General features: G+C 68.1%; 23 protein-coding genes and 1 tRNA gene. 12 read left to right on the forward strand and 12 right to left on the reverse strand.

Annotation, left to right across the window (positions count from 1 at the left end; translation table 11 throughout):
- Both ACOYW6_RS01120 and der read left to right on the forward strand, forming a co-directional pair.
- Window positions 1-360 carry a DUF3297 family protein gene (locus tag ACOYW6_RS01120; RefSeq protein WP_423141997.1) on the forward strand — a complete coding sequence of 120 codons (360 nt, stop codon included), beginning with the start codon at window positions 1-3 and terminating at the stop codon, window positions 358-360.
- 22 nt (window positions 361-382) lie between these two features.
- Window positions 383-1,783, forward strand: coding sequence for a ribosome biogenesis GTPase Der (gene der / locus ACOYW6_RS01125; protein WP_423141998.1), 1,401 nt, complete (start codon window positions 383-385; stop codon window positions 1,781-1,783).
- On the opposite strand, the gene ACOYW6_RS01130 is transcribed toward der, so the two are convergent.
- The gene (locus tag ACOYW6_RS01130; protein WP_423141999.1) at window positions 1,774-2,988 is read right to left on the reverse strand and encodes a DUF418 domain-containing protein; all 1,215 of its coding nucleotides are present in this window, start codon (window positions 2,986-2,988) and stop codon (window positions 1,774-1,776) included. The two genes, der and ACOYW6_RS01130, sit on opposite strands and share 10 nt — an antisense overlap.
- A gap of 207 nt (window positions 2,989-3,195) precedes the next feature.
- Between ACOYW6_RS01130 and ACOYW6_RS01135 the strand changes: the two genes are divergently transcribed.
- Genes ACOYW6_RS01135 through ACOYW6_RS01145 form a run of 3 tightly spaced genes read left to right on the forward strand, consistent with a single transcriptional unit; the run spans window position 3,196 to window position 5,846 of the window.
- Window positions 3,196-3,915, forward strand: coding sequence for an AAA family ATPase (locus tag ACOYW6_RS01135; RefSeq protein WP_423142000.1), 720 nt, complete (start codon window positions 3,196-3,198; stop codon window positions 3,913-3,915).
- Between the two features lie 18 nt (window positions 3,916-3,933).
- Window positions 3,934-4,449 carry a hypothetical protein gene (locus ACOYW6_RS01140; RefSeq protein WP_423142001.1) on the forward strand — a complete coding sequence of 172 codons (516 nt, stop codon included), beginning with the start codon at window positions 3,934-3,936 and terminating at the stop codon, window positions 4,447-4,449.
- Window positions 4,450-4,490: 41 nt separating this feature from the next.
- Entirely contained in the window at window positions 4,491-5,846 is a 1,356-nt protein-coding gene (locus tag ACOYW6_RS01145) for a tetratricopeptide repeat protein (protein WP_423142002.1), read from the forward strand.
- A gap of 10 nt (window positions 5,847-5,856) precedes the next feature.
- On the opposite strand, the gene ACOYW6_RS01150 is transcribed toward ACOYW6_RS01145, so the two are convergent.
- Both ACOYW6_RS01150 and ACOYW6_RS01155 read right to left on the reverse strand, forming a co-directional pair.
- Entirely contained in the window at window positions 5,857-7,080 is a 1,224-nt protein-coding gene (locus tag ACOYW6_RS01150; protein ID WP_423142003.1) for a dihydroorotase, read from the reverse strand.
- Window positions 7,077-8,120 (reverse strand): aspartate carbamoyltransferase catalytic subunit, encoded by a 1,044-nt coding sequence (locus tag ACOYW6_RS01155; protein ID WP_423142004.1) that lies wholly within the window; start codon window positions 8,118-8,120, stop codon window positions 7,077-7,079. The genes ACOYW6_RS01150 and ACOYW6_RS01155 overlap by 4 nt, the downstream gene beginning before the upstream one ends.
- A gap of 110 nt (window positions 8,121-8,230) precedes the next feature.
- Here ACOYW6_RS01155 and sppA point away from each other — a divergent pair, with 110 nt between their 5' ends.
- Window positions 8,231-10,126 (forward strand): signal peptide peptidase SppA, encoded by a 1,896-nt coding sequence (gene sppA, locus ACOYW6_RS01160; RefSeq protein WP_423142005.1) that lies wholly within the window; start codon window positions 8,231-8,233, stop codon window positions 10,124-10,126.
- Here the strand turns inward: sppA and ACOYW6_RS01165 are convergent.
- Window positions 10,123-10,299, reverse strand: coding sequence for a hypothetical protein (locus ACOYW6_RS01165; RefSeq protein ID WP_423142006.1), 177 nt, complete (start codon window positions 10,297-10,299; stop codon window positions 10,123-10,125). The genes sppA and ACOYW6_RS01165 overlap by 4 nt on opposite strands.
- A 153-nt stretch (window positions 10,300-10,452) precedes the next feature.
- On the opposite strand from ACOYW6_RS01165, the gene ACOYW6_RS01170 reads away from it, so the two are divergent.
- Both ACOYW6_RS01170 and tig read left to right on the forward strand, forming a co-directional pair.
- A tRNA-Leu gene (locus ACOYW6_RS01170) sits at window positions 10,453-10,537 on the forward strand.
- Window positions 10,538-10,596: 59 nt separating this feature from the next.
- Window positions 10,597-12,177, forward strand: coding sequence for a trigger factor (gene tig, locus ACOYW6_RS01175; protein ID WP_423142007.1), 1,581 nt, complete (start codon window positions 10,597-10,599; stop codon window positions 12,175-12,177).
- Window positions 12,178-12,213: 36 nt separating this feature from the next.
- Here the strand turns inward: tig and ACOYW6_RS01180 are convergent, their stop codons facing one another.
- Entirely contained in the window at window positions 12,214-13,716 is a 1,503-nt protein-coding gene (locus ACOYW6_RS01180; RefSeq protein WP_423142008.1) for an amidase, read from the reverse strand.
- Window positions 13,717-13,858: 142 nt separating this feature from the next.
- On the opposite strand from ACOYW6_RS01180, the gene clpP reads away from it, so the two are divergent.
- Window positions 13,859-14,551, forward strand: a complete 693-nt coding sequence (gene clpP / locus ACOYW6_RS01185; protein ID WP_423142009.1) for an ATP-dependent Clp endopeptidase proteolytic subunit ClpP — start codon at window positions 13,859-13,861, stop codon at window positions 14,549-14,551.
- A gap of 119 nt (window positions 14,552-14,670) precedes the next feature.
- Complete coding sequence (clpX, locus tag ACOYW6_RS01190; protein WP_423142010.1) at window positions 14,671-15,927, forward strand: ATP-dependent Clp protease ATP-binding subunit ClpX; 1,257 nt, start codon at window positions 14,671-14,673, stop codon at window positions 15,925-15,927.
- Between the two features lie 72 nt (window positions 15,928-15,999).
- On the opposite strand, the gene ACOYW6_RS01195 is transcribed toward clpX, so the two are convergent.
- The 4 genes from ACOYW6_RS01195 to ACOYW6_RS01210 all read right to left on the reverse strand — a co-directional run bounded on the left by ACOYW6_RS01195 (window position 16,000) and on the right by ACOYW6_RS01210 (window position 19,089).
- A complete protein-coding gene (locus ACOYW6_RS01195) occupies window positions 16,000-16,527 on the reverse strand; it encodes a nuclear transport factor 2 family protein (protein WP_423142011.1) in 528 nt (175 codons plus the stop codon).
- A 359-nt stretch (window positions 16,528-16,886) separates the two neighbouring features.
- Window positions 16,887-17,594, reverse strand: a complete 708-nt coding sequence (locus tag ACOYW6_RS01200) for an anti-sigma factor (RefSeq protein ID WP_423142012.1) — start codon at window positions 17,592-17,594, stop codon at window positions 16,887-16,889.
- The gene (locus tag ACOYW6_RS01205; RefSeq protein ID WP_423142013.1) at window positions 17,591-18,160 is read right to left on the reverse strand and encodes a sigma-70 family RNA polymerase sigma factor; all 570 of its coding nucleotides are present in this window, start codon (window positions 18,158-18,160) and stop codon (window positions 17,591-17,593) included. Before ACOYW6_RS01205 ends, ACOYW6_RS01200 begins: the two co-directional genes overlap by 4 nt.
- On the reverse strand, window positions 18,160-19,089 hold the full coding sequence (locus ACOYW6_RS01210; RefSeq protein WP_423142014.1) for a cation diffusion facilitator family transporter: 930 nt from the start codon (window positions 19,087-19,089) through the stop codon (window positions 18,160-18,162). The genes ACOYW6_RS01205 and ACOYW6_RS01210 overlap by 1 nt, the downstream gene beginning before the upstream one ends.
- A gap of 296 nt (window positions 19,090-19,385) precedes the next feature.
- Here ACOYW6_RS01210 and ACOYW6_RS01215 point away from each other — a divergent pair, with 296 nt between their 5' ends.
- Complete coding sequence (locus ACOYW6_RS01215) at window positions 19,386-22,046, forward strand: TonB-dependent receptor (protein ID WP_423142015.1); 2,661 nt, start codon at window positions 19,386-19,388, stop codon at window positions 22,044-22,046.
- A 57-nt stretch (window positions 22,047-22,103) separates the two neighbouring features.
- Here the strand turns inward: ACOYW6_RS01215 and mtgA are convergent, their stop codons facing one another.
- The 3 genes from mtgA to ACOYW6_RS01230 form a co-directional block, all read right to left on the reverse strand.
- Window positions 22,104-22,829 (reverse strand): monofunctional biosynthetic peptidoglycan transglycosylase, encoded by a 726-nt coding sequence (gene mtgA, locus ACOYW6_RS01220; RefSeq protein WP_423142016.1) that lies wholly within the window; start codon window positions 22,827-22,829, stop codon window positions 22,104-22,106.
- Window positions 22,830-22,950: 121 nt separating this feature from the next.
- Complete coding sequence (gene rpoH / locus ACOYW6_RS01225) at window positions 22,951-23,826, reverse strand: RNA polymerase sigma factor RpoH (RefSeq protein WP_423142017.1); 876 nt, start codon at window positions 23,824-23,826, stop codon at window positions 22,951-22,953.
- A gap of 129 nt (window positions 23,827-23,955) precedes the next feature.
- A complete protein-coding gene (locus ACOYW6_RS01230) occupies window positions 23,956-24,900 on the reverse strand; it encodes an RluA family pseudouridine synthase (RefSeq protein WP_423142018.1) in 945 nt (314 codons plus the stop codon).
- Here ACOYW6_RS01230 and ACOYW6_RS01235 point away from each other — a divergent pair.
- Window positions 24,881-25,312: a Mov34/MPN/PAD-1 family protein gene (locus ACOYW6_RS01235; protein WP_423142019.1), complete on the forward strand. Its 432-nt coding sequence runs from the start codon at window positions 24,881-24,883 to the stop codon at window positions 25,310-25,312. The genes ACOYW6_RS01230 and ACOYW6_RS01235 overlap by 20 nt on opposite strands.
- Window positions 25,313-25,316: the final 4 nt, after the last annotated feature.

Raw genomic sequence — 25,316 nt, forward strand, 5'->3', positions numbered from 1 at the left:
ATGAGCGATCAGACCGCCCCCAACGACGATGCCCCTAACGACGATGCAGGCAGCGACGACGCGGCCAAGGCGGCCAGCGCCGCCAGGGGCACCGGCGCCGACGTACCGCCCGATCGGTTGGCCGTGCACCCGCGCAACGACCATTTCGATGCTGACGTCCTGCAGCGCGGTATCGGCATACGATTCAAGGACCGCGTTCGCCGCGACGTCGAGGAATATTGCATCTCCGAGGGCTGGATTCGCGTCCAGGCCGGCAAGACGATGGACCGCAAGGGCATGCCGCTGACGCTCAAGCTCAACGGCCCGGTGGAAGCCTGGTTCGAGGATCTGGGCGAGGGAGCACCCGTCGCCCGCGCCTGACGCGCCGGCGCCGGTAACCCTTATGGCGCTTCCACAAGTCATCATCATCGGCCGCCCCAACGTCGGGAAATCGACGCTGTGGAATCGGCTCGTCGGCAAGAAGCTGGCGCTGGTCGACGACCAGCCCGGTGTGACTCGCGACCGCCGTTTCGGCGAGGCCAGCCTGCTCGGCCTCGACTTCACGATCGTCGATACCGCCGGCTGGGAGGACGACGATCCCGCCAGCTTGCCCGGCCGCATGCGCCAGCAGACCGAGGCGGCGCTGGTGGGTGCCACCGTCGCCTTGTTCGTCATCGACGCGCGCGCCGGCCTGACCCCCCTCGACGAGGAAATCGCCCGCTGGCTGCGCGCCAGCAAGGTGCCGGCGATCGCGGTGGCCAACAAGGCCGAGGGCAAGGCCGGCGACCATGGATTGTTCGAGGCCTATTCGCTGGGCTTCGGCGATCCGGTCGCGCTGTCGGCCGAGCACGGCGAGGGCATGGCCGACCTGTTCGAAGCGCTGCGTCCGCATATCGAGCGCGACGACGACGCCTTCGAGATGCCAGCCGAGTCCGAGGAGGACGAGGACGAGGACGGCGAACCCAAGGGGCCGCTCAAGCTCGCCATCGTCGGGCGTCCGAACGCCGGCAAATCGACGCTGATCAACGCGCTGCTGCGCGAAGACCGCCTGCTGACCGGGCCCGAGGCCGGGATCACGCGCGATTCGATCGCGGTCGACTGGGTCTGGACCGACCCCGATAGCGGCGAGGCGCGCAACGTTCGCCTGATCGACACCGCCGGGATGCGCAAGAAGGCGCGGGTGGTCGACAAGCTGGAGAAGATGTCGGTCGCCGATGCCCGCCACGCCGTCGACTTTGCCGAAGTCGTCGTGCTGCTGCTCGACGCGACGCTGGGGCTGGAGCACCAGGACCTGAAGATCGCCTCGATGGTGCTCGAGGAAGGCCGCGCACTGATCGTCGCGATCAACAAGTGGGACGTTGCCGGGCAAGGCGCGGCCGAAGGGCCGAGCGCGCTGTTCAACGGTATTCGCGACGCGCTGGGCGACGGGCTCAGCCAGGTTAAGGGGCTGCCAGTTCTGACCGTGTCGGCGCGCACCGGGAAGGGCCTCGACACGTTGCTGCGCACCGCCTTCCAGCTTCGCGCCGCCTGGTCGAAGCGGGTGCCGACCGCGCTGCTCAACCGCTGGTTCGATCACGCGCTCGAAGCCAATCCGCCGCCGGCTCCCGGCGGGCGCCGGATAAAGCTGCGCTATATTACCCAGGCCAAGACCCGGCCGCCGGGCTTCGTGCTGTTCGGCACGCGGCTCGACCAGTTGCCGGGCAGCTACACGCGCTACCTGGAGAACGGCATTCGCCGCGAACTGGGCTTTGACGCGGTGCCGATCCGCCTGACACTGCGCACCGCCAAGAATCCTTACGCGTAAGGCCGGGCAAGGGCGCGCCAGCCGCGCTCCAGCGGGCCCTGGCGGTGCCGCGCCAGCCACCACGTGCTGCCCGTCAGCATCAACGCCCACCCCAACAGAACGAAAAGCCACAGCGTCGCCGGGCCATAACGCCCGATAAGCCCGAGGCCCCAGCCGCGAAACAGCGCGGTCATCACCAGGCTGGTGCCGATGTAGTTGCTCAGCGCCATCCGGCCCGCCGCGCCCAGAGCCTTCCCGAACCGCGTCGTTGCCAGCCGCGGCGCCGCCAGCACGGTCGCGGCGGCATAGCCCAGCGCCATCGCCAGGTGGGCAAAGCCCAGCCCGTAACCGATGGCGTAGCGCATGGTGACTTCCGGAAATCCGCTTCTGACCGCATAGGCCGCAGCCGCGATCGTTACCGCCCCGCCGCTGCCGACGCCTGCCAGCGCCAGTCGGCGCAGCCCGCGGCGGGACCAGCCGCCGGCAAAGAACAGCCCCTTGGCCAGCGCCATGCCCAGCAGCTGGTAAGCCAGCGTCTCGCCGGCCATGTAATAGAGCACTTCGAAGGGCTGGGCTGCGCGCTCCCTGACCGTGCGCAGCGCGCGCCTGGCGAAAGTCTCGCGGGCCAGCGCCAGGCTTTCGACGTCATAGTCCCGCCACGGCTGGCGCACCGCGCGCTGGACTTCGGCCGAATCGGCGTGGCCAGCGTTCTGCTCGGCCGCGACCGCGGGCAGCCACTGGATCGCGCCCCAGGCCTGCCACGCGGCGAACAGCAGCAGTCCGGCAGCGGCAAGGTCGCGCGCGGGCAGCCGCCGCAGCGCGAAGGCGGCAAAGCCGACAAGGGCATAGAGCAGCAGGATATCGCCTTCCCACAAAAGCACGAAGTGCAGGGCGCCGATCACTGCCAGCCAGGTGAGCCGGCGGCGTTGCCACGCGGCGCCGTTGCGTCCTTGCGCCTCGGCCCGCTCTACCAGCAGGACGAGGCCGGCGCCGAACAGCAGCGAGAACAGCGCCCGCATCTTGCCTTCGAAGATGACGAAGCCGATCAGCCAGGCGATGCGGTCACCGGCGCCGCCCGGTGCGGGCAGGTCGGGAGAATATGCCGCCGACGGGGCCGCGCCGAAACTGGTGATGTTGATCGCCAGGATACCCAGCACGGCGATTCCGCGCAGAAGGTCGATCACCGCGATCCGGCCGGCCTCCTGTGCGACTTCGCCTCCCGACATGGCGCCTTTGCGTCCCCCTTGCGGTTAAGCCCCGCGGCCTGCTGGCCGCGCACAGGCTCCGACGCCGGCTGGGTGCCACGGTTAACGGCCGGCTGGCAACGCAAGGTGCCGTTCCGTCCGCAAGCTTAACCCAAAATTAGGAACGATCTGCGATTTCCATGGCCGGGCTTCCTGGCGACAGCTCACGGACTTTAGGGGGAATTGGCTTTGCGCGTATTGGCATTGGCTTCGCAGAAGGGCGGATCGGGCAAAACCACCTTGTCCGGCCATCTCGCCGTGCAGGCTCAGCGCGCCGGCGCCGGGCCGGTCGTCCTGATCGACATCGACCCGCAGGGATCGCTGGCGGACTGGTGGAACGAGCGTGCGGACGATTATCCCGCGTTCGCCCAGACTACGGTCGCCCGCCTTGCCAGCGACCTGGCGATACTGCGCCAGCAAGGTTTCAAGCTGGCTGTCATCGACACCCCGCCGGCAATCACGATGGCGATCCAGTCGGTCATCTCCGTCGCCGAGCTGATCGTCGTCCCGACCCGTCCCAGCCCGCACGACCTGCGCGCCGTCGGCGCCACGGTCGACTTGTGCGAGCGCGCCGGCAAGCCGCTGATCTTCGTGGTCAACGCGGCGACGCCGAAGGCCAAGATCACGTCCGAAGCTGCGGTGGCACTCAGCCAGCATGGCACGGTCGCGCCGATCACGCTGCACCACCGTACCGACTTCGCCGCGTCGATGATCGACGGCCGTACCGTGATGGAAGTCGATCCCAACGGCCGCTCCGCGCAGGAGGTCAGCGCGCTGTGGAACTACATCTCGGACCGGCTGGAAAAGAACTTCCGCCGCACCGTCTTCGCGGCGCCTGCCGCGGTTTCGATGATGCCGGGCTCGCACCGTCCCGCCGGGGGCTTCGGCCGCCGCGTCGCCGGTTCGTAAGGGAAGGCGGTCCTCGCCATGAGCGATTCGGCTTCTTTCGCCTCGCTGTCGCCAACGCTTCTGGCGCGCAAGGGCGGCGCCAAGCCGGCCATGCGGCCGCAGCTCCAGCCGCTCGACCAGTTCCAGGGCAGCGCCGCGCGCGCGCTCGAAGGGCTTGAGACCGACCTGGGCTGGAACGACATGGGCGACGACGGCGATCACGCGTCCGGCGTCCAGCCGAGCGCCCAGATCGTCCCATTTAACCCTGAACCCGCCGCTGAATTCGCCGCCGCGCCGCCGCCTGTGCTGGCGCAGCGCTCGGCGCTCAGCCGCCGCCTGGCCGACCCGCTCGAACGCCGCTCGGCGCTGGCCGACGGGCGCCGCGCCGCCTTCACGCTGCGCGTCGATGCCGAGCGCCATCTCAAGCTGCGGCTGGCCTGCACGATCAAGGGCGCCAGCGCCCAGCAACTGGTCACCGAGGCGCTCGATCGTCTGCTCGACGAACTGCCCGATATTGCCGAACTCGCCGCCCGGGTGAGCAAGGCGCAGCACTAGACGCTGCCGAAGTTCAGATTTTTACGGGGGGAACCGTAGCCATGACCGTCAACCGCATCCGCCGCCTTATCCTGCCGCTCGGCCTTGCCGGGGTTGCCGCTGCAGCGATGATCGCGGGATCGAGCGTGGTCGCCGCGCCCAAGGCCGACGAACTTCTCGCCAAGGCGCAGGACATGCTGCGCAGCGGCAAGACCGACAAGGCGATCGCCATGGTCGAGGCCGCCGTCGCCGCAAATCCGGGCGATCCAGCCTACCGCGCCACGCTAGGCGCCGCGTACTTGCGCGCCGGACGGTTCGATTCGGCCGCCACCGCGCTGTCCGACGCGCTCACGCTCGGCGATTCGAGTGCCCGCACCGCGCTGTCGCTGGCGCTGGCGCAAGTTGCGCTTGGTCATGACCGCGAGGCGGTTGCCGTGCTCGACGACTGGCGCGACGCCATCCCGGCCGAAGAGCTCGGGCTGGCCCTGGCACTGGCCGGACAAGGTGAGCGCGGCGTTGCCGTGCTGACCGGCGCGGTGCGCGACAACAACTCGGTCAAGGCGCGCCAGAACCTGGCCTACGCCTACGCTCTGGCCGGCGAATGGCGCGGCGCCCGCATCGCGATGGCGCAGGACGTCGCCCCCGACCAGATCGACAACCGGATCGGCCAGTGGGCCGAAGTCGCCCGTCCCGAGGATTTCCGCCTTCGCGTCGCGCGGCTGATCGGCGTGCCGTTGGTCACCGACCCTGGCCAGCCGTCGCAATTGGCGCTGAACGTCGCGCCGGCCGCTGCCCCGGTCCTGGCGCAGGCAGCGCCCGCCGCCCAGCCGGGCGGCGAACTGCCGGCGCTGGCCGCGGCGCAGCCGATGGCCCCCGTCGCCGTGCCTGCACCCGTGCAGGTGGCCGAAGCAGCCCCGGTCCGCGTCGCCTTGCCAGAAGTGCAGCCGGCCGCCGCCGCGCCGGTCGCCAGCGGCAACGTCAAGGTGACGTTCGTTTCGGTCCCGGTAATCCAGGCCCTGCCGATGCGCAGCGCGCAGACGCCGATCCGCACCGCGGCCGTGCCTGTCCGCGCCCGCGTGGCGCTGGCCCCGGTTCACCCGCGCAACACGCCGGTGCGCGCCGGCAATCACATGGTCCAGCTTGGCAGCTTCTCGAGCGAGGCCGGGGCGCGCCGCAGTTGGGCGCTTTACACCGCCAAGTCGCCGTCGCTGAAGAACTACCGCATGGCGCTGACGACCGCGCAGGTGAACGGCCGGACTTACTGGCGCGTCGCCGCCGCGGGTCTCGACCCGGTGGCGGCCAACGGCGCCTGTTCGCGTATCAAGGCCGGCGGCGGCATGTGCTTCGCTTATGCCGCGCCAAAGTCCGCCCCGGCGGTCGCCACGCGGGGTCGGAACGAGCAACTCGCCGCCCGCTGAGCCTTCGCGCTCAGCCGACCTGGACGCCGCCCTTCCATAACGCGGTGACGCGGCCCTGGACCGGCAGCTTGTCGAACGGCGTGTTGCCGGCGCTCGAAGCCATCTGGTCCGAATCGACGATCCACGGCATCTCGGCATCGATCACGGCCAGGTCGGCCTCGTAGCCGGGCAGCAGATGCCCGGCTTCCACGCCCAGCAGGCGCGCCGGGTTGGCGGCCAGCAGAGCGAAGGCGCGCGGCAAGTCGATCACTTGGTCGCGCACCAGTTGCAGTGTCAGCGGCAGCAGGGTTTCGGCCCCGGCCATGCCCGGCGCGGCATCGGCGAACGGCAGGCGCTTGTCCTCTGGCCCGCGCGGATCATGTCCCGATGCAATCACGTCGAGCGTCCCGTCGGCCAGGGCGGCGCGGACGGCGTGGCGGTCACGTTCGCTGCGCAGCGGCGGCGATAGCCGCGCAAACGTGCGGAAGTCTCCCAGCGCGGTCTCGGACAGCGCGAAATGCGCCGGTGTGATCCCGGCGGTAACTGCAACGCCGCGTCGCTTGGCAGCGCGGACGAGATCCAGCGCCGCGGCGGTCGTCACCTGGCGGATGTGAAGCCGCGCGCCGGTCAGCTCGGCCAGCGCGATGTCGCGCGCCGCCGCCAGGGCCTCGGCCTCGGCGGGAGCCGAGGGCAGGCCGAGGCGCGTCGCCATTTCGCCCGCGGTGGCGACCGCACCGCCGGTAAGGCCCGAGTCCTCGGCATGGCTGACGACGACGAGCCCCAGCATCGCGGCGTAGGCGAGCAGGCGGTGCATGACGCCGGTATCGGCGATCCAGCGCCGCCCCGTGGCGACCGCGCGGGCGCCGGCATCGTGCATCAGCGCCAGTTCCGCCAGGTGCGTTCCGGCCAGGCCCTGCGTCGCGGCGGCCAGCGGATGTACCCACAGACCCGGCTTGCCCGATTGCGCGGCAAAGCGGATGCGCGCCGGGTGATCCAATGGCGGGTCCTGGTCCGGCATCAGCGCCGCGCGCACGATGCCGCCAAAGTGGAAGGCCGGACGATCGACCGCGAAAACCCCGAAATCTACCAGCGCCGGGGCCAGCAGCGCGCCTGCCGCCGCTACAACGACATCGCCGGGCTGCGCGGAAACCGCGGCGCCGACCGCCACGATGCGGCCATTTTCGCAGCGCAGCGCGCCGCGCGATCCATCGGCGAACACGCCGTCGACGATAGCCAGGGGTCCGGGCGCCCTCATCGCCTGGTCTCCCCGCGCGAGCCCCAGCCCTCGACACCGCGTGCGCTGCGCGTCAGCACGTCAAGGCAGGCCATGCGGATCGCCACCCCCATCTCGACCTGAGTGGTGATAGCGCTGGTCGGGCCGGAGCCTCTGGCGGCAAGGTCGGCGACCTGGCTGTCGATCTCGACGCCGCGGTTCATCGGCCCAGGGTGCATGACCAGAGCATCGGGCGCGGCGTGCGCCAGCCGGTCGAGCGTCAGCCCGTACAGGCGGCGATATTCGCGCGGGCTGGGGATGAACTGGCCCTCCATCCGCTCCTGCTGCAGGCGCAGCATCATGACGACGTCGGCACCTGCCAGCGCGGCGTCAAAATCGTGGAACGGAGTTACTTTAAGGTCTTCGATTCCCGCCGGCATAAGCGCGGGCGGGGCGCAGACGCGGACATCGGCGCCAAGCGTGGTCAGGCAATGAATGTTGGAGCGGGCGACCCGGCTGTGCAGCACGTCGCCGCAGATCGTCACTGCCAGCCCGCCGAAATCGGCGCCCCCGCGCCGCGCCATGAAATGGCGGATCGTCAGCGCGTCGAGCAAGCCCTGCGTCGGGTGTTCGTGCTGCCCGTCACCGGCGTTTAGCACGGGGCAATCGACCTTGTCGGCGATCAACCGCACCGCCCCGGATGATGCGTGGCGGATCACGATGGCATCGGCGCGCATGGCGTTCAGCGTCATCGCCGTGTCGATCAAGGTCTCGCCCTTCGTCACGCTCGATTGCGCGGCGGCCATGTTGACCACGTCGGCGCCCAGACGCTTGCCCGCGATCTCGAACGACAGCCGGGTGCGGGTGGAATTTTCGAAGAAGGCGTTGATGATCGTCATGCCCGCCAGCACGTCGGCACGTTTCTGCGCCTGACGATTGAGGTCGACCCACTGTTCGGCCTCATCGAGAAGGAACAGGATCTCCCACGGCGCCAGGCCCGCCAGGCCCGACAAGTCGTGATGCGGAAACGCCGCGGCTCCCGCTGGGTAGCGCGAGGCGGCTGGGTTTGCTGGCGATGTCATTGAAGACGGCTCCCTACAGGTGGGCGGCCTTCACCTCAAGCACTCAATCCGCGCTTGCCCCGCGTACCCCGCCGCCTAGAAGGTCGCCAGGCATAGGGGTTCGTCACGGCATGACATTCGCGCGCAAGGTCTGGCACCTGCTGGTAGCCATCAAGGACGGCCTGGCGCTGTTGGTGCTGCTGGGGTTCTTCTTCCTGCTTTACCTGGTGCTGACGATGCGCCCCAACGTGGGCGACGTGCGCGAAGGGGCGCTGCTGCTGCGCCTGAACGGTTCGGTGGTAGAGGAGGCGAGTCAACCCGGCGCTTTCGATTTCCTGATGCCCGGCGCCGCGCCGACCGAGGAATTCCGCGCCCGCGACCTGGTCCGCGCGATCCGCGCCGCCCGCGACGACACGCGGATCAAGGCCGTCGTCCTCGACCTGTCGACGTTTGCCGGCGGCGGCACTGCCAGCCTTCAGGAAATCGGCGCCGCGATGGACAGCGTGCGCGCCTCGGGCAAGCCGGTGCTGACCTGGGCGGTCGGCTATGCCGACAGCGGCGTGCTGCTGGCCGCGCACGCCAGCGAGGCCTGGGTCGACCCGATGGGCGGCGCGGTCGTCGCCGGGCCCGGCGGCCAGCACCTCTATTTCGCCCAGGCGCTCGACCGGTTGAAGGTCAATATCCACGTCTTCCGCGTCGGCACCTACAAGGATTTCGTCGAACCCTACATCCGCAGCGACCAGTCGGAGCCTTCGAAGGAAGCCGCGCAGGCGCTATACGGCGCGGTCTGGGATACCTGGAAAGCCGATGTCCGTCGCGCTCGTCCCAAGGCCCAGATCGACGCGGTGACGCGCGATCCGGTCGGCTTCGTGCGCTCGGCCGGCGGCGACCTGGCGCGCGCTTCGCTGGCCGCCGGGCTTGTCGATCGCATTGGCGACAAGGTCGCCTTCGGCACCCGCGTCGCGCAGATCGCCGGGCGCGATCCCTTCAGCCGGCTGCCGGGACGCTTCGCCTATACCCCGCTGGCCGCCTGGCTGGCCGACCATCCCGAGGACACGAGCGGCAAGGGCATCGCGGTGGTGACCGTGGCGGGCACGATCGTCGACGGCGATGCCGGGCCGGGCAGCGCCGGGGGCGACCGCATCGCCCGCCTGATCGACCGTGCCAACGCGGACGATGCGCCCGCGCTCGTATTGCGCGTCGATTCGCCTGGCGGTTCGGTCATGGCTTCGGAACGCATCCGCTCAGCGCTTGTCCGCTACAAGGCGCCCCGGAATGGCGTTTCCCGCCCCGTTGTCGTCTCGATGGGCAATGTCGCGGCGAGCGGCGGCTACTGGGTCTCGACTCCGGGAGAGGCGATCTTTGCCGAGCCGGCCACGATCACCGGGTCGATCGGGATTTTCGCTGTCATTCCAAGCTTCGAAAAGACGCTCGCGAACTGGGGCGTCACGGCCGATGGCGTGCGCACGACGCCGCTGTCGGGCCAGCCCGACCCCTTGTCGGGCTTCACGCCAGAGGTCGAGGCGCTGCTGCAGGCGAATGTCGAAAACGGTTATGCCCGCTTCATCGGCCTGGTCGCGCAATCGCGCCGCAAGACTCCCCAGGAGGTCGACGCCATCGCTCAGGGACGCGTGTGGGACGGCGGCACCGCTCGGCAGATCGGGCTAGTCGACCGTTTCGGAACGCTCGACGACGCGCTCGGGTTTGCCGCCCAGCGCGCGGGGCTGGCCAAGGGGGGCTGGCACCCGGTCTTCATGGGCCTGCCGAAAAGTCCTTACGCCTCGCTGCTGCGGCGCTGGCGCGAAGGCGACGATCCCGTAGGCGGTGACGACGGCACCGACATGGTTGGCCTGGTGGCTGGCCAGGATCGCGCCCGCGCGGGCGCCGCTCTGGCGCAGGCGGCAACCTTGCTCTCCAGGCCGTCGGCACAGGCGCTGTGCCTGGCCTGCCCGGCGCCGCTCGCCGCCGCGCCGGCTGCGAAGGCCCCGACCTGGCTCGCGCTGCTGCTGCGCGCCGCGGCGCTTTAATCCGGCGGCGGCAGTTCGGTCGGCGTGCTGTCCGGCTGGTCGTAATCGGGGCCGACCGGCGAGACCCCCGGCGGCTCGGAATTCGGCGTTTCGGCCGGGCTCGGGTCGGAGGGTGCCTCGGGCGGCGATTGCGGCATGATCGTGTCGGGATCGGTAATGGGCTGGCTCGCCATAGATGGGGTTTCCTTTCGTTGCTTGTCGGAACCCGAGCGCGCCGCGTTCGGTTCCCCCGGCTAGATGCCGCGCCCGCTTGCCCTTTGCCGGCGCTACCACTAAGGGGCGGCGCTTGATTTCAGGACGTACGGTTTCGAAGGGTTCATTGGGCCGCGGGCGTGGCGGAATTGGTAGACGCGCTGGTTTTAGGTACCAGTATCGCAAGATGTGGGGGTTCGAGTCCCTTCGCCCGCACCACCATTCCCCCTGCCGAAACCGGGCCGTTCGCACCGACAGAAGAAGGCTGAGCAACTGACATGCAGATCGTCGAGACCACCAACGAGGGCCTGAAGCGCGCCTATACCGTCAAGATCCCGGCCAAGGATATTGCCGCGCGGATCGACGGTGAAGTCAGCAAGATCGCCCCGCAGGTGCAGATGCCCGGCTTCCGCCCCGGCAAGGTGCCCGCCAACCTGGTCAAGAAAATGCACGGCGCCGCGCTCCACCAGGATGCGCTCAACACCGCCATTCGCGAAGCGATGGACAGCCTGGTCGCCAAGGAAAAGCTGCGCCCGGCGATGAACCCCGACGTTGCGCTGGCCGATGGCTATGAAGAGGGCAAGGACGCCGAGCTGACCGTGGCGATGGAAATCCTGCCGCAGATCGAGGCGCCGAGCATCGAGGGCCTGAAGCTCGAACGCCTGACCGTGCCGGTTGCCGACGCCGAAGTGGACGAGCAGATCGGCAAGCTGGCCTCGGGTTCCAAGAGCTTCACTGACGCCAAGAAAGGCAAGAAGGCCGAAAACGGCGACCAGGTCGTGATCGACTTCACCGGCAAGGTCGACGGCGTTCCCTTCGACGGCGGCAGTGCCGAGGATACCGCGCTCGAACTTGGTGCCGGCCGCTTCATCCCCGGCTTCGAAGAGCAGCTTGTAGGCGTCAAGGCCGGCGACGAGAAGGTCATCAACGTGACTTTCCCGGCCGATTACCCCGCCGAGAATCTCAAGGGCCAGGACGCCACGTTCGACATCGTCGTCAAGGCGGTGAAGGTTGCCGGCGAAACCACGATCGACGACGATTTCGCCAAGAACCTCGGGCTCGAAAGCCTCGACCAGCTCAAGGGCCTGCTGCGCGGTCAGCTCGAGCAGGAAAGCGCCGGCCTGACCCGCACCGCGATGAAGCGCGCGCTTCTCGACCAGCTGGCTGCCGGTCACGATTTCCCGGTTCCGCCCTCGATGGTCGATGCCGAGTTCGACCAGATCTGGCAGCAGCTCGAGCAGGAAGCTGCGAGCGAGGAAGATCCCGCCGCGGCGATGAAGGAAATCGAGGCCGAGAAGGAGGATTACCGCGCGATTGCCGAGCGGCGCGTTCGTCTGGGCCTTCTGCTGTCGGAGATCGGCCAGGCCAATGGCGTGCAGATCAGCCAGCAGGAAATGAACATGCTGGTCCAGCAGGCAGCCTCGCAGTATCGCCCCGAGGATCGCCAGCGCTTCATCGAATACGTCCAGCAGGAGCCTATGGCGGCTGCCCAGCTGCGCGCGCCGCTTTATGAGGACAAGGTCGTCGACTTCCTGTTCGACAAGGCCGAGGTGACCGAGCGCGAGGTCACCCGCGACGAACTTCAGGCCGCAATCGAGGCCGAGGAATCGGCCCCGGCCCCGGCGAAGAAGCCCGCGGCCAAGAAGACGCCCGCCAAGAAGGCCGAGGACAAGCCCGCCAAGGCCGAAGCCAAGCCGGCAGCGGAAACCAAATCGAAGGCGGACGCCAAGCCCAAGGCGGACGCGAAGCCCAAGGCGGACGCGAAGCCCAAGGCGGACGCGAAGCCCAAGGCCGAAGGCAAGTCCAAGGCCGAGCCCGCCAAGAAGGCGCCGGCCAAAAAGGCTGCCGCCAAGAAGTGACCGGCTGTGGCGCGGTCCGGCGTGTGCCGGGCCGCGCTATTCGCCCCAGCGCCGGAAGCTCGGGGCCGAAATTCTGGCGGTGCGCGCCCGTTCGTACGCGGCGCCCGCTTGCAGCACCTTGGCGTCGTCCCACGCGCCTGCGATGAAGCTCAGCCCTATCGGCAGGCCTTCGACCGCGCCCATCGGCACGGTCAGGTGCGGATAGCCCGCGATCGCGGCCAGGTTTCCGGCGCCGACCCCGCGCAACCCGCCCGCCCCCGTGACCAAGTCGAGCGGCCAGGCCGGCCCTTCGGTCGGTGCCACCAGCATCGTGACCCGGTTGTCGGCCAGCAGCTTGTCGATGCCGTCCTTGCCGGCTAGCCGCAGCGAATTGGCGCGCGCCTTTTCGTAGGCGGCGCGGTCGGTCGCGTGCTCGGCTTCCTCGAAGGTGTCCTGTCCGAACCAGCGCATCTCGGCCGGGGTCGCCGCGTCGAAGGCGATCACGTCGGCCAGGCTGCGGACTTTCGGTTTGCCCGGCAGGCCGCGCAGGTAGGCGCCGAGGTCCTCGCGCAGCTCGAACAGCAGCACACCGTATTCATCGCGCCCCATCGCCGGGTCGGGCGTGTAATCGATTTCGACCAGTTCGGCCCCGGCGCGCTTCATGTCTGCCAGCGCCGCGTCGAAGACGGCGGTCAGCTTGTCGTTACTGCCTGCCTGCCGCCGCAGGACGCCGATGCGCTGGCCCTTGAGGGAAGCGGCGGCCAGGCCGGCGGCAAAATCACGCGGAACGCGGCCGTTCGCCAGCGCGGTGGCGGGATCGGCCGGATCCGGTCCGGCCATCGCAGTCAAAAGCAACGCCGCGTCGGCAACGGTTCGGGTCATCGGTCCGGGCGTATCCTGGCTGTGGCTGATCGGGACCACGTACGTGCGGCTGACCAGGCCGACCGTGGGCTTGAAGCCGACCACGCCGTTGAGACTGGCCGGGCACGTCACCGACCCGTCGGTCTCGGTGCCGACCGCCGCCCAGGCGAAGCCGGCCGCCACCGCCGCGCCGCTGCCCGAGGAGGAGCCGCAGGCGTTGCGATCGAGCGCGTGGGGATTACGCGTCAGCCCGCCGACCGCGCTCCACCCGCTGGTGGAGGATCCCGAGCGGATATTGGCCCATTCGCTGAGGTTTGTCTTTCCCATGATGACCGCGCCGGCGCCGCGCAGACGCGCGACCAGCGGTGCGTCGCGGCCGGTGGCGTTCCCGGCCAGTGCCAGGCTGCCTGCGGTCGTCGGCCATTCGCGCGTTTCGATGTTGTCCTTGATTAGAACTGTACGCCCGGCGATCGGCGAACCGGGATGCGCGGCGGCGGCCGCGGCGGCATCGCGCGCGGCGTTGGCGTCGTGGACGATGATGGCGTTAACCGCGCCTTCGTAGCGGGCGATGCGGGCAAGCTGGGCCTGCGCCTCTGCGCGCGCCCGTGCGGGGGTGTCGGCCCAGGCGCAAGCCGGCGCGCCGGCGGCAATGAGGGCGGCGGTGCCCAGCAGGAAGGGCAAGCGGCGGAATGGCGACATGGCAGGCGTCCCTCTGTTTGCGCCAGACTAGTGCCGGTCCGCGCCTGTGCAAGCGAACAAACCCGCCGCAGCGGGGTTAACGCCCTTGAACATCGCCGGGCGGCACGCGACATAGACCCGGCACCCATCCAAGAGGAATCCGATGCTCGACCTGTTCGGCGCCACTTCGGCGCAAGGAAAATTCACGCAAGACCCCGTAACCGGCGCGCTGATCCCGGTCGTCGTCGAGCAGTCGAGCCGCGGTGAGCGCAGCTTCGACATCTATTCGCGCCTCCTGCGCGAGCGGATCATCTTCGTGACCGGCGAGGTCGAGGACCACATGGCCTCGGTCATCGTCGCGCAGCTGCTGTTCCTGGAAAGCGAGAATCCCTCCAAGGATATCTCGATGTACATCAATTCGCCGGGCGGCGTGGTCACGGCCGGCATGGCGATCCACGACACCATGCAGTACATCCGCCCGCGCGTGTCGACGGTCTGCATCGGCCAGGCCGCCTCGATGGGCAGCTTCCTGCTCGCCGCGGGTGAACCGGGGATGCGCATTGCGCTGCCCAACGCCCGCATCATGGTCCACCAGCCGTCGGGCGGCGCGCGCGGCATGGCCTCCGACATCGAGATCCAGGCGCGCGAAATCCTGCGCATTCGCCAGCGGATGAACGACCTTTACGTCAAGTACACCGGCCGCACTCTGACCGAGATCGAGAAGGCGCTGGACCGCGACACCTTCCTCGAGGCGGAAGAAGCGCAGGCGTTCGGCATCGTCGACAAGGTGTTCGAGACGCGGCCGGCCAGCGAAGGGCCCGACGGCGCCGCGGTCGCGGACGCGCCGAAGGAATGAGGCAGCTCCCGCCCTTGCCTTCAGGAAAGCGCAAGGGTGGCTAAGCTAGCCTCATGGTTGAAAATGGCCCCGGCTGGGGTAGGATTGCGATCCTGCCTCGCCGCCGGCAAGGAAAGCGAATGACGAAATTGACCGGATCCGACGCGAAAAGCACTCTCTACTGCAGCTTCTGCGGGAAGTCGCAGCACGAGGTGAGGAAGCTGATCGCCGGCCCCACCGTGTTCATCTGCGACGAATGCGTCGAGCTGTGCAACGACATCATCCGTGAGGAAACCAAGGCCGGTATCGCCGGGAAAAAGGACGGCGGCGTGCCGTCGCCGCGCGACATCTTCGAGACACTGAACGACTACGTGATTGGCCAGGACCGCGCCAAGCGGGTGCTGTCGGTCGCGGTGCACAACCATTACAAGCGTCTCAAGCACAGTGGTAAGGGCGGCGACGTCGAACTGCAGAAGTCCAACATCCTGCTGGTCGGGCCGACCGGCAGCGGCAAGACGTTGCTGGCCCAGACGCTCGCCAAGACCTTCGACGTGCCCTTCACGATGGCGGATGCGACCACGCTGACCGAAGCTGGCTACGTCGGCGAGGACGTGGAGAACATCATTCTCAAGTTGCTCCAGGCCAGCGACTACAACGTCGAGAAGGCGCAGCACGGCATCGTCTACATCGACGAGATCGACAAGATCAGCCGCAAGGCGGAAAATCCCTCGATCACGCGCGATGTTTCGGGCGAGGGCGTGCAGCAGGCGCTGCTGAAACTGATGGAAGGCACCACCGCCAGCGTTCCGCCGCAGGGCGGCCGCAAGCATCCGCAGCAGGAGTTCCTGCAGGTCGACACCACGAACATCCTGTTCATCTGCGGCGGCGCCTTCGCTGGGCTCGACAAGATCATCGCCGATCGCCTGCAGAAGCGCTCGATCGGGTTCGGCAACCACGTCGCGGATCCGGACAAGCGCCGCATCGGCGAACTGCTGCAGAAGGCGGAGCCGGAAGACCTGCTGCGCTTTGGCCTGATCCCCGAATTCGTCGGCCGCCTGCCGGTGATCGCGACGCTGGAGGACCTCGATATCGAGGCGCTGGTCAAGATCCTGTCCGAGCCGAAAAACGCGCTGGTCAAGCAGTACGCCAAGCTTTTCGACCTTGAGGACGTGGCGCTGACCTTCACGCCTGACGCGCTGGAGGCAATCGCCAAGCGCGCTATCGAACGCAAGACCGGCGCGCGTGGCCTGCGCTCGATCGTCGAAGGCATCCTGCTCGACACGATGTTCGACGTTCCTACCGAACAGGGCATCGCCGAAGTGGTAATCGATGCAGACGTCGTTGCTGGCCGCAAGGAGCCGGTCCGCGTGCTGAAGGGCAAGGAACAGGCTGCGTAGGCACGGGCGGCCTGGTCACACATGAAAAGGGCGGCCCGATCGGGCCGCCCTTTTGCGTTTTGGGGCTGCGCGTCAGCCTTGCGTGAAGACGACTTCGCCGTCGCGCTTCACCTCGATCGACTTCTGGACGGAAGCCTTGAGCTGCCAGGCGTCACCCGCCTTGACCCAGGTGTCGCTGCTGAGCGAGGTCATTTCCATCGTGTGCGGCTTGCCATCCTCGCCCGTGCGGCTGCCATTGGCATGGGTCTGGAGGAGAACCGTCGCGACCGGGCCGCTGACGGTGGCGGACTGCACGGTCAGCGTGACCTGCCGCTCCGGCTTCGGCGAGGCCGGCTTGGCGCCGTCGGCAGGGGCCTGGTCGCTGGGCGGGCGGGCGGGACCGCCACGGCGCGCACTCATTTGGCGCATCTGGTCGCGCGTGTGGGTTTCGCCGTTCAAGTCGGTCATCGCGTAATCGGGCGCCATGATCGCGCCCATCGCGGCATCGTCGTGCGCTTCCATCGCCGTGCGCAACTGCGCGTAGCGGGTTTCGAAACCGGCCTTCACATCGTCCTGCGCCAGCACCGGGGCACTGATCGCCACGGCCGCGACGGCGGCCATAATCCAACGCTTCGTCATCGCTTGTCCACTCCAGGGGCCGGGCTACGGCCGGTTCGCGCCTTTGCTCCGCAAACGATGAACCACGGCTGGCCGAAGCGACAGCGAAAAAATCCCGCCCGGTGGTCTGCCGGGCGGGACCCTCGCTGCATGGGTCGCACAGCGATCCGAAAAGGCGTTGCCGTGTTTGGGAGCGTGCCGCCTTGCCACCGGACATGGGTACCCGGCATGGGACGACGTGGCGACACGCCCCCGTCACGGGCAGAACGGCGATAGGGGAAAAGCCACCCTGCCTATCGGTTACGGACAGCGCTGGCCTGCGGATGCAGCCGGCGCGGCAAATTGCCGCGGGCCTGGCGCCTTCAGGCGCTGCCGAGCTTCCCGCTCGACAGCAAGGGCCCTTGCGGCAACCCGGTCGGCGACCCGCCCGCCGCCTCGCGCGTCACGGCCACGGTGGCGCCATCGGTGAGCAGGCGGGCCAGGGCCGGTTCAAGCGCCACGCGGCGGGTGCCGGCGGCGACGACGCCGAGCGATCGAGGGGTCCCGCCGGCGGGGATCACCCACAGCTCGTCGTCCTTGCCGCGGCCCGGGTCATGGTCGGCGGCGTTGACTACCAGCTCGCCGCTGCCGGGCAGGAAGGTGAGCGCCAAGGGAGCGGCCTTGCCGGGCAGGGCAAGCGCCGCGATCAGCGGTGCGCGCGGAGCGACCGGCGTGGTCGCAGGTGGCACCGGCGGTGCGGCGATGCGCGGCAGGGCGACCAGCGCGAGGACGACCGCCGCGGCCGCAGCCAGCGCGCTTGTCAGCTGCCAGCCGCGCACGCGGCGCCGCAGCGCGAGCACCTCGGCGCCCGGATCGCGCCCGGAGATAGCGGCCTCGACGCGCGCCCACAGCGCCGCACCGGGCTCGACCTCGGCGATCTCGTCGAACAGCGGCGCGAGCGCGTCTTCCCACCATTCGACCAGCGCGCGATAGTGCGCGTCCTCCCCGTGGCGGCGCCGCGCTGCCATCAGCTCGCTGCCGTCAAGCAGGCCGAGCACGTACTCGGCGGCGCTGCGTTCTTCGGCCGTCATCGCTCGATGCAGGCTTTAAGGCGCGCCAGGCCGCGCCGGATCCAGCTTTTCATCGTGCCCAGCGGCACGCCGCGGCGGGTGGCCAGTTCGGGATAGCTGGCGCCGTCGAAAAAGGCGCTGCGGATCGATTCGCGCTGCGGTTCGTCAAGTTCGGCCAGGCAGGCTTGGACCTTGGCGCGGCTCTGTGCGGCTTCGAGCAGGGCGTCGGCCAGCGGCTCGTCGTCGGCGACGGTTCCCGCCTCGTCCAGCTGGGCGGCTTCGTGCAAGCGGCGGCGGCTGCGCAGCCGATCGATCGCACGATTGCGCGCAAAGGTCGCCAGCCACGAAATCGGGCTCGCCCGCTCGGGATCGAAGCTCCCGGCGCGGTTCCAGAGACTGACGTAAACGTCCTGCAAGGCATCCTCGGCTTCGGCACGGTCACCAAGAATACGCAGGCAGATGCCCAGCAGTTTCGCACTGGTGGCGGAATATATCGTCCGCAACGCCGCCCGGTCCCCCTCGGCAAGCCGCTGCATCGCGCTGCGCAGGGCGTCGGGCGACAGCGTGGAACCCGGAACCTGGGCCATCAGCAGTGTTTCTCCGCCGCGGTCGCGCAGCCGCTCCCTGATTCCAGTTGCAAGGTGGCATGGTCAATGCGGAATTCGTGGCTGAGGCCCTGCACGGTAGTCGCCAGGAATCCGTCGTCCGCGCCGCCGGGAACGACCAGGTGCGCAGTCAGCGCGGTCTGCGTCGTGCTGACCGCCCAGATGTGGAGATGGTGCACCGCGTGCACGCCGGGACGCGTCTGCAACCAGCCACGCACCTGGTGCTCGTCGATGCCGCGCGGAACCGCCGCCAGCGCAAGTCGGGTCGTATCCTTGAGCAAGCCCCAGCTCCCCCACCCGATCACCAGCGTGATGACGAGTGAGGCGATCGGGTCGATCAGCGCAGCGCCGGTCAGCAACACCGCCGCGCCTGCCACGACGACGCCCGCGGAAACCGCGGCATCGGCCAGCAGATGCGTGAAAGCGGCGCCGACGTTGAGATCTCCCTTGCGGCCGGCCGCGAACAGTGCGGCGCTGGCGGCATTCACACCGATTCCCGCGGCTGCGACCCAGATCATCAGCCAGCCCTGCGCAGGCTCCGGATTGGCCAGGCGCTGCACGGTCTCGACCAGGATGGCGCCCAGCGCCACCCACAGCAGCGCGGCATTGGCCAGCGCGGCAAGAATGGAGGAGGACTTGAATCCATACGTGAAGCCGGGGCCGGCCGGGCGCCGCGCCAGCCACGTCGCGCCCCACGCCAGCAGCAATGACAGCACGTCGCTTAAATTGTGCGCCGCGTCCGATATCAGCGCCATCGACCGGCCAGCGATACCGGCCACGACCTCGATCGCGACAAAGCCCAGGTTCAAGGCCACCGCGATGGCAAAGGCGCGGCTCGACGTTGGCGGGGCGTGGTGATGACCGTGTCCGGCGCCTTCGCCGTGCGAATGTTGGTGAGATTGCGCGCCCATGCCACAGCGTTGCACAAATGCCGCAGTGCAGCAAGAAATGCGGAGTGCCCACCCACCATTTGTCATGAACGGTCGTCAACTGGCATCAGATTGGATGAAAAATTCATCCAGAAACCCTGATGCGCAAGCATCTGTCGCGGGCCGATGCCCGTCCCATACTGTCACCAAGTTGTAGCATTCGGACGGTTTAGGGATGGGCAGGCCGCTTGTATGAGCGGCTTCGCCGTGTGCACGCCTATCGAGTCGTGCGTCGGCGCGGATCGGGTTTCTAACGCTATTATCGGGGCTTGCGTCACATGCGTCTCATTACTGCCTATCGTACCGCCGCGAGCACGCTCGCCATTTGCACCGCCGTCGCGGCCGCGCCTGCCTTCGCGCAGTCGACCGGCTCGATCGATTTCGACAAGGAAATCGTCGTCACCGGCTCGCGCAGCAGCACTCAGAACGTTGCCGGCATCCAGGCGCCGGACACGCCCAAGGCGAAGGCAGTGATCACGCAGGAAGCGATCGCGCGCGCCAATCCGGGCCAGACCATCCTCGACACGATCAACCAGGTCCCGGGCGTCAGCTTCCAGAACAACGACGCCTACGGCTCGTCGGGCGGCACGCTGAGCATCCGCGGCTTCGACAGCAGCCGCATCAGCCTGACCTTCGACGGCGTTCCGCTGAACGATTCGGGCAACTACGCCATCTACTCGAACCAGCAGCTCGATCCCGAGCTGATCGAGCAGGTCAACGTCAACCTCGGCACCACCGACATCGACAGCCCGACCGCTTCGGCCGTGGGCGGCACCGTGAACTATCGTTCGCTGACCCCCAGCCACGATTTCGGCGCGATGCTGTCGGGTTCGGCCGGCCAGTTCGACTTCCAGCGCATCTTCGCCAAGATCGAGACCGGCGACCTGACCGCGGGCGGCATTCGCGCCTGGGTTGCTGCCAGCCGCGCGACGAACGACAACCCGTTCAACAACTACGGTAAGGTCAACAAGCAGCAGTACAACGCCAAGCTGTACGTGCCGATGAAGGGTTCGGACTTCATCGCGATTTCGGGCAACTGGAACGTCAACCGCAACAACTTCTTCGGTTCGCTGCCGCTGCGTTACGAGCGCAACCGCGTCGTCGGTTCGGGCTCGGCCAACCGCTATCCGCTGGATTCGAGCGAGCGCAAGTACACGATCAACTACCCGTGCACGACCGCCGATGCCCGCCCGGGCGTGGCCGATTTCACCAACAGCTGCGGCACCGAGTTCGACCGTCGCTACAACCCGTCGAACACCGGCAACATCCGCATCAACTCGAAGTTCACGCTGGCCGACAACCTGGTGCTGACGGTCGATCCGTCCTACCAGGTCGTCAAGGCCAACGGCGGCGGCACGGTGACCGGCCGTGAGCAGCGCAGCACGATCAACGGCGTTGCCTACACCGGCTTCATCGGCGGCTCGTACTACTTCGGCAAGGACCTCAACGGCGACGGCGATACGCTTGACCAGGTGACGCTCGTCGCCCCGAGCCAGACTGCGACGCGCCGCATCGGCGTGATCTCGTCGCTGCGCTGGGACTTCTCGCCCAACCAGACCTTCCGCCTGGCCTACACCTTCGACCGTGCGCGTCACCGCCAGACCGGCGAAGTCGCGCCCGTCCTCAAGACCGGTGAGCCCAGCAACGTCTTCGCGATCGACAACGCGCTGACCACGGCTGACGGCTTCCTGATGGAGAAGCGCGATCGCCTCTCCTACGCCACGCTCAACAAGTTCGCCGCCGAATACCGCGGCAACTTCATGGACGACAACCTGGTGGTCGTTGCCGGCGTGGCCGCGCCGTTCTTCAAGCGCGACCTGACCAACTACTGCTTCACCACGTCGGCGGGCGGTTTCCTCGACTGCTTCGGCCAGAATGGGGCGTTCGACACCTCGTATGCCGCGGCGAAGCCTTACAGCTACGATCCGGCGCGTAATCCGCAGGTCCTCGGCGTCTCGCCGCCGCAGCACCGCGTGCTGAACTACAGCAAGATCCTGCCGAGCCTGGGCTTCACCTACAAGTTCGCCCCGGCGCTGAGCCTGTTCGGCAACTACTCGAAGGGCCTCTCGGTCCCGGGTACCGACAACCTCTACAACGCGTTCTACTATCCGGACGGTTCGGCCCAGGCCAAGCCGGATCCGGAAACGACCGACAACTTCGACATGGGCCTGCGCTATCGCTCGGGCATCGTGCAGGGCCAGGTTTCGGGCTTCTACAACCAGTTCCACAATCGCCTGGCCTCGGCCTACGATCCCGAGCTGGATCAGACCGTTTATCGTAACCTGGGCGACGTGAAGAAGTACGGCGTCGACGGCTATCTCTCGATCCAGCCGGTTCCGGCGATCAGCCTCTATGCCTTCGCCAGCTACCTGAAGTCGGAGATCAAGGACGACATCGTCATCGCCCGTAACCTGGACGGCACGCCGGTTTACGCCGCGACCGCCGGCAAGAGCGAGTCGGGCATCCCCAACTACAGCTTCGGCGGCACCGTGCGCGGCGCCTTCGGTCCGCTGGAGGTGGGCATCACCGCGAAGAAGACCGGCGAACGCTTCGTCTTCGACAACAACGAGGCGAGCTACACCGGCGGGTTCAACCCGATCGGCGCCAAGGCCTGCACCGGCACCGCTACGGCGCCGGTCTGCACCGCCGCGGTTCCGGTAGCGCGCAACCAGATCTACTACCCCGAGGCTTCGGGCTACTGGCTGGTCAACCTCGACGCGCGCGTGAAGCTGGGCTTCATCGGCATGAACGACCAGAGCTATTTCCAGCTCAACGTCTACAACCTGTTCGACGCGTTCTATGTCGGCGGTTTCGGCGGCGGTCTGACCCAGTCGGTCAACTACAACCGCACCACCGGCCAGGCGACCTACGGTTCGCCCGGGTTCGTCCAGATCGGCGCGCCGCGCACGATCTCGGGCACCGTGGTGTTCAAGTTCTGATCCTGCGGGACAGCACGAAAACGGGAAAGGGGCGCTTCGGCGCCCCTTTCTTTTTGCCTACTTGTAGATGCAGGCGTCGTAACCCTCGTTGCGAACCACGCCCGACCGCGCGGCGATGGCATTGCCGTGGCGGCGAATGAAGCCGCCCGGATCGTTGACCGCGCGGCTCTTGGGGGCGGGGAAGGCGGCAGCGATGCGCGCCGCCTCGATTGGCGAAAGCCGCGCCGCCGAATGGCGGTAATAGCGCTGCGCCCCGGCCTCGACCCCGTAAGTCCCGATGCCGGTCTCGGCGACGTTGAGGTAGACCTCCATGATCCGCCGCTTGGTCCACAAGTTCTCGATCAGGAACGTGAACCACACCTCGGGCGGCTTGCGCAGATAGCGGCTCCACCCGGTTCCTTGCCACAGGAAGGCGTTCTTGGCGGTCTGCTGGCTGATCGTCGAACCGCCGCGCAGGCGCTTGCCCGCGGCGTTCTTCTGCAGCGCCTGCTCGATTGCCTGGCGGTCGAAGCCGTTGTGGGCGCAGAACCGCGAATCCTCCCCCGCGATCGCGGCATCGACCATCGTCCGGTCGATCGCTGACAGCGGCCTCCAGTTTTTGGTAAAGCCGTTGGGATCGGCCAGCATCGTCGCGGTGATCGGCACCGGCACGAAGCGGTAGGCCAGCACCCAGGCAAAGCTCAGGACCAGGAACCAGATGATCAGGCGCCCGATCCACCACCCCAGCTTGTAGGCGGCGCCCTGGCGCTTCGTGGGCTTCGACGGCTTGAGAAGGTGCTTCATCCCGGCATCGTGCCGCCTGGCGCCGGCACGGGCAAGCCGTTCGCCCGCGTTCGCTAACCGCCAACGAAAAAGGGCGGCGAACCCGCCGGTCCGTCGCCCCTTTTTCGGTCCCTTATGGCCGTCAGGCTGCCGGCAGAAGCCGGCGGTCGCCAGCCAGGCGCTGGATCGACTTCTGCAGCTTCTCGAATGCGCGCACCTCGATCTGGCGGACGCGCTCGCGGCTGACGTTGTACTCCTGGCTCAATTCCTCGAGCGTCTGCGGATCGTCGACCAGGCGTCGCTGGGTCAGGATGTGTTTTTCACGGTCGTTGAGGCTGTCCATCGCCTCGACCAGCATGTCGTGCCGAACCTGCGTCTCCTGCGCCTCGGCCACGGTGTGGTCCTGCAGCGGGCGATCGTCCTGCAGGATGTCGAGCCACTGGCCTTCGCCGTCCTCGCGCATCGAGACGTTGAGGCTGGCATCGCCGCCCATCATCATGCGCCGGTTCATGTTGACGACTTCGACCTCGGGCACGCCCAGCGTGGTCGCGATCGTGCGCACGTCGTCGGGATGCAGATCGCCGTCCTCGTAAGCGTCGAGGTTCTTCTTCATCCGGCGAAGGTTGAAGAACAGCTTCTTCTGCGCCGCGGTCGTGCCCATCTTCACAAGGCTCCACGAGCGCAGGATGAACTCCTGCATCGAGGCCTTGATCCACCACATCGCGTAGGTGGCGAGGCGGAAGCCGCGCTCAGGCTCGAACTTCTTGACGCCTTGCATCAGGCCGATGTTGCCCTCGGATATCAGCTCGCTGACCGGCAGGCCGTATCCGCGGTAGCCCATCGCGATCTTGGCGACGAGGCGCAGGTGGCTCGTCACCAGCTGGGCCGCAGCCTCGGGATCCTGGTGCTCGGCATAGCGCTTGGCGAGCATGTATTCCTGCTCGGCCGTCAGTACGGGGAATTTCTTGATTTCGGTGAGGTAGCGATTGAGGCTCTGCTCACCGCCCAGGGTCGGCATGACCGGGAGGGATCGTTTCGTATTCGTCACGCGACTAACCGTCCTTTCATGAGTCGGCCCGGCGATGAGGACCCTTTAGAGGCATCCTGCGGGGGCGGGCCACATTCGAATCGTCCTAACGCACAAAGTTCAGCTTGGACCCCGCAATTCGGCGAGCAGCCTTGAAAAGTCGTCCGGGGGCGACGATTCGAACCGCAGCGCCTGGCCGCTGACGGGGTGAACGAAACCCAGGACCGCGGCGTGAAGCGCCTGGCGGGCAAAACCGAGTTCGTGAAGGAGGGGCCGCAGGCGCGGCGGAGTGCGTCCATAGACTGGGTCCCCCAGTAGCGGATGGCCGATTGACGCAAGGTGAACGCGGACCTGGTGGGTGCGCCCGGTCTCGAGCTTGCACTCGATCAGCGCGGCCCCGCGCAGCGCCTCGAGCGTGCGATAATGGGTGACCGCGTGCTTGCCTCTGCCGTCCTCGACCAGCGCCATCTTCTTGCGGTTGGCGCTCGATCGCGCGATCGCGCCGCGCACCGTGCCATTGGCGGGGGCAGGGCGCCCCGCCGCGATGGCCTGGTAGAGCCGCTCGATCGAGTGATCGGCGAACTGGCGGGCCAGCCCTTCGTGCGCTGCGTCGGTCTTGGCGACCACCAGCAGGCCCGAGGTGTCCTTGTCGATGCGGTGGACGATGCCTGGGCGCGCCACCCCGCCGATGCCGGACAGCTGCCCGCGGCAATGGTGCAGCAGCGCGTTGACCAGCGTGCCGTCCAGGTTACCCGCCGCCGGATGAACGACAAGTCCGGCCGGCTTGTCGACCACGATCAAGGCGTCGTCCTCGTAGGCGATCGCCAGCGGGATGTCCTGCGGTGCGGCTTGGGCCGGCGCCGCCTCGGGCACGTCGATGGCGAAGCGGGCGCCTTGGCCCGGCTTAAGCGACGGCTGGGTCACCGTTTGGCCGTCCAGGGTAACGCGGCCTTCCCCGATCAGCGCCTTCACCCGCTCGCGCGACAGCCCGCTCGCCTCGGCCAGGGCCTTGTCGAGCCGTTCGCCGCCTGCCAGCGTGCCGTCGATGATCCGCAAGTCCCCCACGGAAAGCGATGTGGTGACGCTCCTCACACTGACAAGTGGCGCGCTGGCAACACTGCTGTCCGAATCTCGGTCCGCCCATCCGGACGAGGCCTGCGGCCTGCTGCTGGGGGCGGACGGCCACATCGAGCGCGCGGTCGCTGCGGCCAACGTCGCGCCTGATCCGGCCCGGCATTTCGAGATCGACCCGGCCGCGCTCATCGCCGCGCTAAGGTTGGAGCGTGAGGGCGGCGCGGCCGTTATCGGTTACTGGCACTCGCATCCGTCGGGCGCGCCTGCACCGTCTGCCACCGATCAGGCGCTGGCCAGCGGGGACGGCCGCGTGTGGGCGATTGTGGCGGCAAGCGGGATCGGCTGGTTCCGCGACGCGCCGGGCGGCTTCACGGCTCTTCCCACGCCCCGGATCAGCGGCTAGGCCA

Origin of the sequence: Parablastomonas sp. CN1-191 (assembly GCF_049354825.1) — a bacterium.
In the GTDB taxonomy this organism is placed as follows: domain Bacteria; phylum Pseudomonadota; class Alphaproteobacteria; order Sphingomonadales; family Sphingomonadaceae; genus Novosphingobium.

Coding starts and splice junctions, on each gene's coding strand:
- ACOYW6_RS01120 (WP_423141997.1), top strand. CDS start 1: ATGAGCGATCAGACCGCCCCCAACGACGATGCCCCTAACGACGATGCA.
- der (WP_423141998.1), top strand. CDS start 383: ATGGCGCTTCCACAAGTCATCATCATCGGCCGCCCCAACGTCGGGAAA.
- ACOYW6_RS01130 (WP_423141999.1), bottom strand. CDS start 2,988: ATGTCGGGAGGCGAAGTCGCACAGGAGGCCGGCCGGATCGCGGTGATC.
- ACOYW6_RS01140 (WP_423142001.1), top strand. CDS start 3,934: ATGAGCGATTCGGCTTCTTTCGCCTCGCTGTCGCCAACGCTTCTGGCG.
- ACOYW6_RS01145 (WP_423142002.1), top strand. CDS start 4,491: ATGACCGTCAACCGCATCCGCCGCCTTATCCTGCCGCTCGGCCTTGCC.
- ACOYW6_RS01150 (WP_423142003.1), bottom strand. CDS start 7,080: ATGAGGGCGCCCGGACCCCTGGCTATCGTCGACGGCGTGTTCGCCGAT.
- ACOYW6_RS01155 (WP_423142004.1), bottom strand. CDS start 8,120: ATGACATCGCCAGCAAACCCAGCCGCCTCGCGCTACCCAGCGGGAGCC.
- sppA (WP_423142005.1), top strand. CDS start 8,231: ATGACATTCGCGCGCAAGGTCTGGCACCTGCTGGTAGCCATCAAGGAC.
- ACOYW6_RS01165 (WP_423142006.1), bottom strand. CDS start 10,299: ATGGCGAGCCAGCCCATTACCGATCCCGACACGATCATGCCGCAATCG.
- tig (WP_423142007.1), top strand. CDS start 10,597: ATGCAGATCGTCGAGACCACCAACGAGGGCCTGAAGCGCGCCTATACC.
- ACOYW6_RS01180 (WP_423142008.1), bottom strand. CDS start 13,716: ATGTCGCCATTCCGCCGCTTGCCCTTCCTGCTGGGCACCGCCGCCCTC.
- clpP (WP_423142009.1), top strand. CDS start 13,859: ATGCTCGACCTGTTCGGCGCCACTTCGGCGCAAGGAAAATTCACGCAA.
- clpX (WP_423142010.1), top strand. CDS start 14,671: ATGACGAAATTGACCGGATCCGACGCGAAAAGCACTCTCTACTGCAGC.
- ACOYW6_RS01195 (WP_423142011.1), bottom strand. CDS start 16,527: ATGGCCGCCGTCGCGGCCGTGGCGATCAGTGCCCCGGTGCTGGCGCAG.
- ACOYW6_RS01200 (WP_423142012.1), bottom strand. CDS start 17,594: ATGACGGCCGAAGAACGCAGCGCCGCCGAGTACGTGCTCGGCCTGCTT.
- ACOYW6_RS01205 (WP_423142013.1), bottom strand. CDS start 18,160: ATGGCCCAGGTTCCGGGTTCCACGCTGTCGCCCGACGCCCTGCGCAGC.
- ACOYW6_RS01210 (WP_423142014.1), bottom strand. CDS start 19,089: ATGGGCGCGCAATCTCACCAACATTCGCACGGCGAAGGCGCCGGACAC.
- ACOYW6_RS01215 (WP_423142015.1), top strand. CDS start 19,386: ATGCGTCTCATTACTGCCTATCGTACCGCCGCGAGCACGCTCGCCATT.
- mtgA (WP_423142016.1), bottom strand. CDS start 22,829: ATGAAGCACCTTCTCAAGCCGTCGAAGCCCACGAAGCGCCAGGGCGCC.
- rpoH (WP_423142017.1), bottom strand. CDS start 23,826: ATGCCGACCCTGGGCGGTGAGCAGAGCCTCAATCGCTACCTCACCGAA.
- ACOYW6_RS01235 (WP_423142019.1), top strand. CDS start 24,881: ATGATCCGCAAGTCCCCCACGGAAAGCGATGTGGTGACGCTCCTCACA.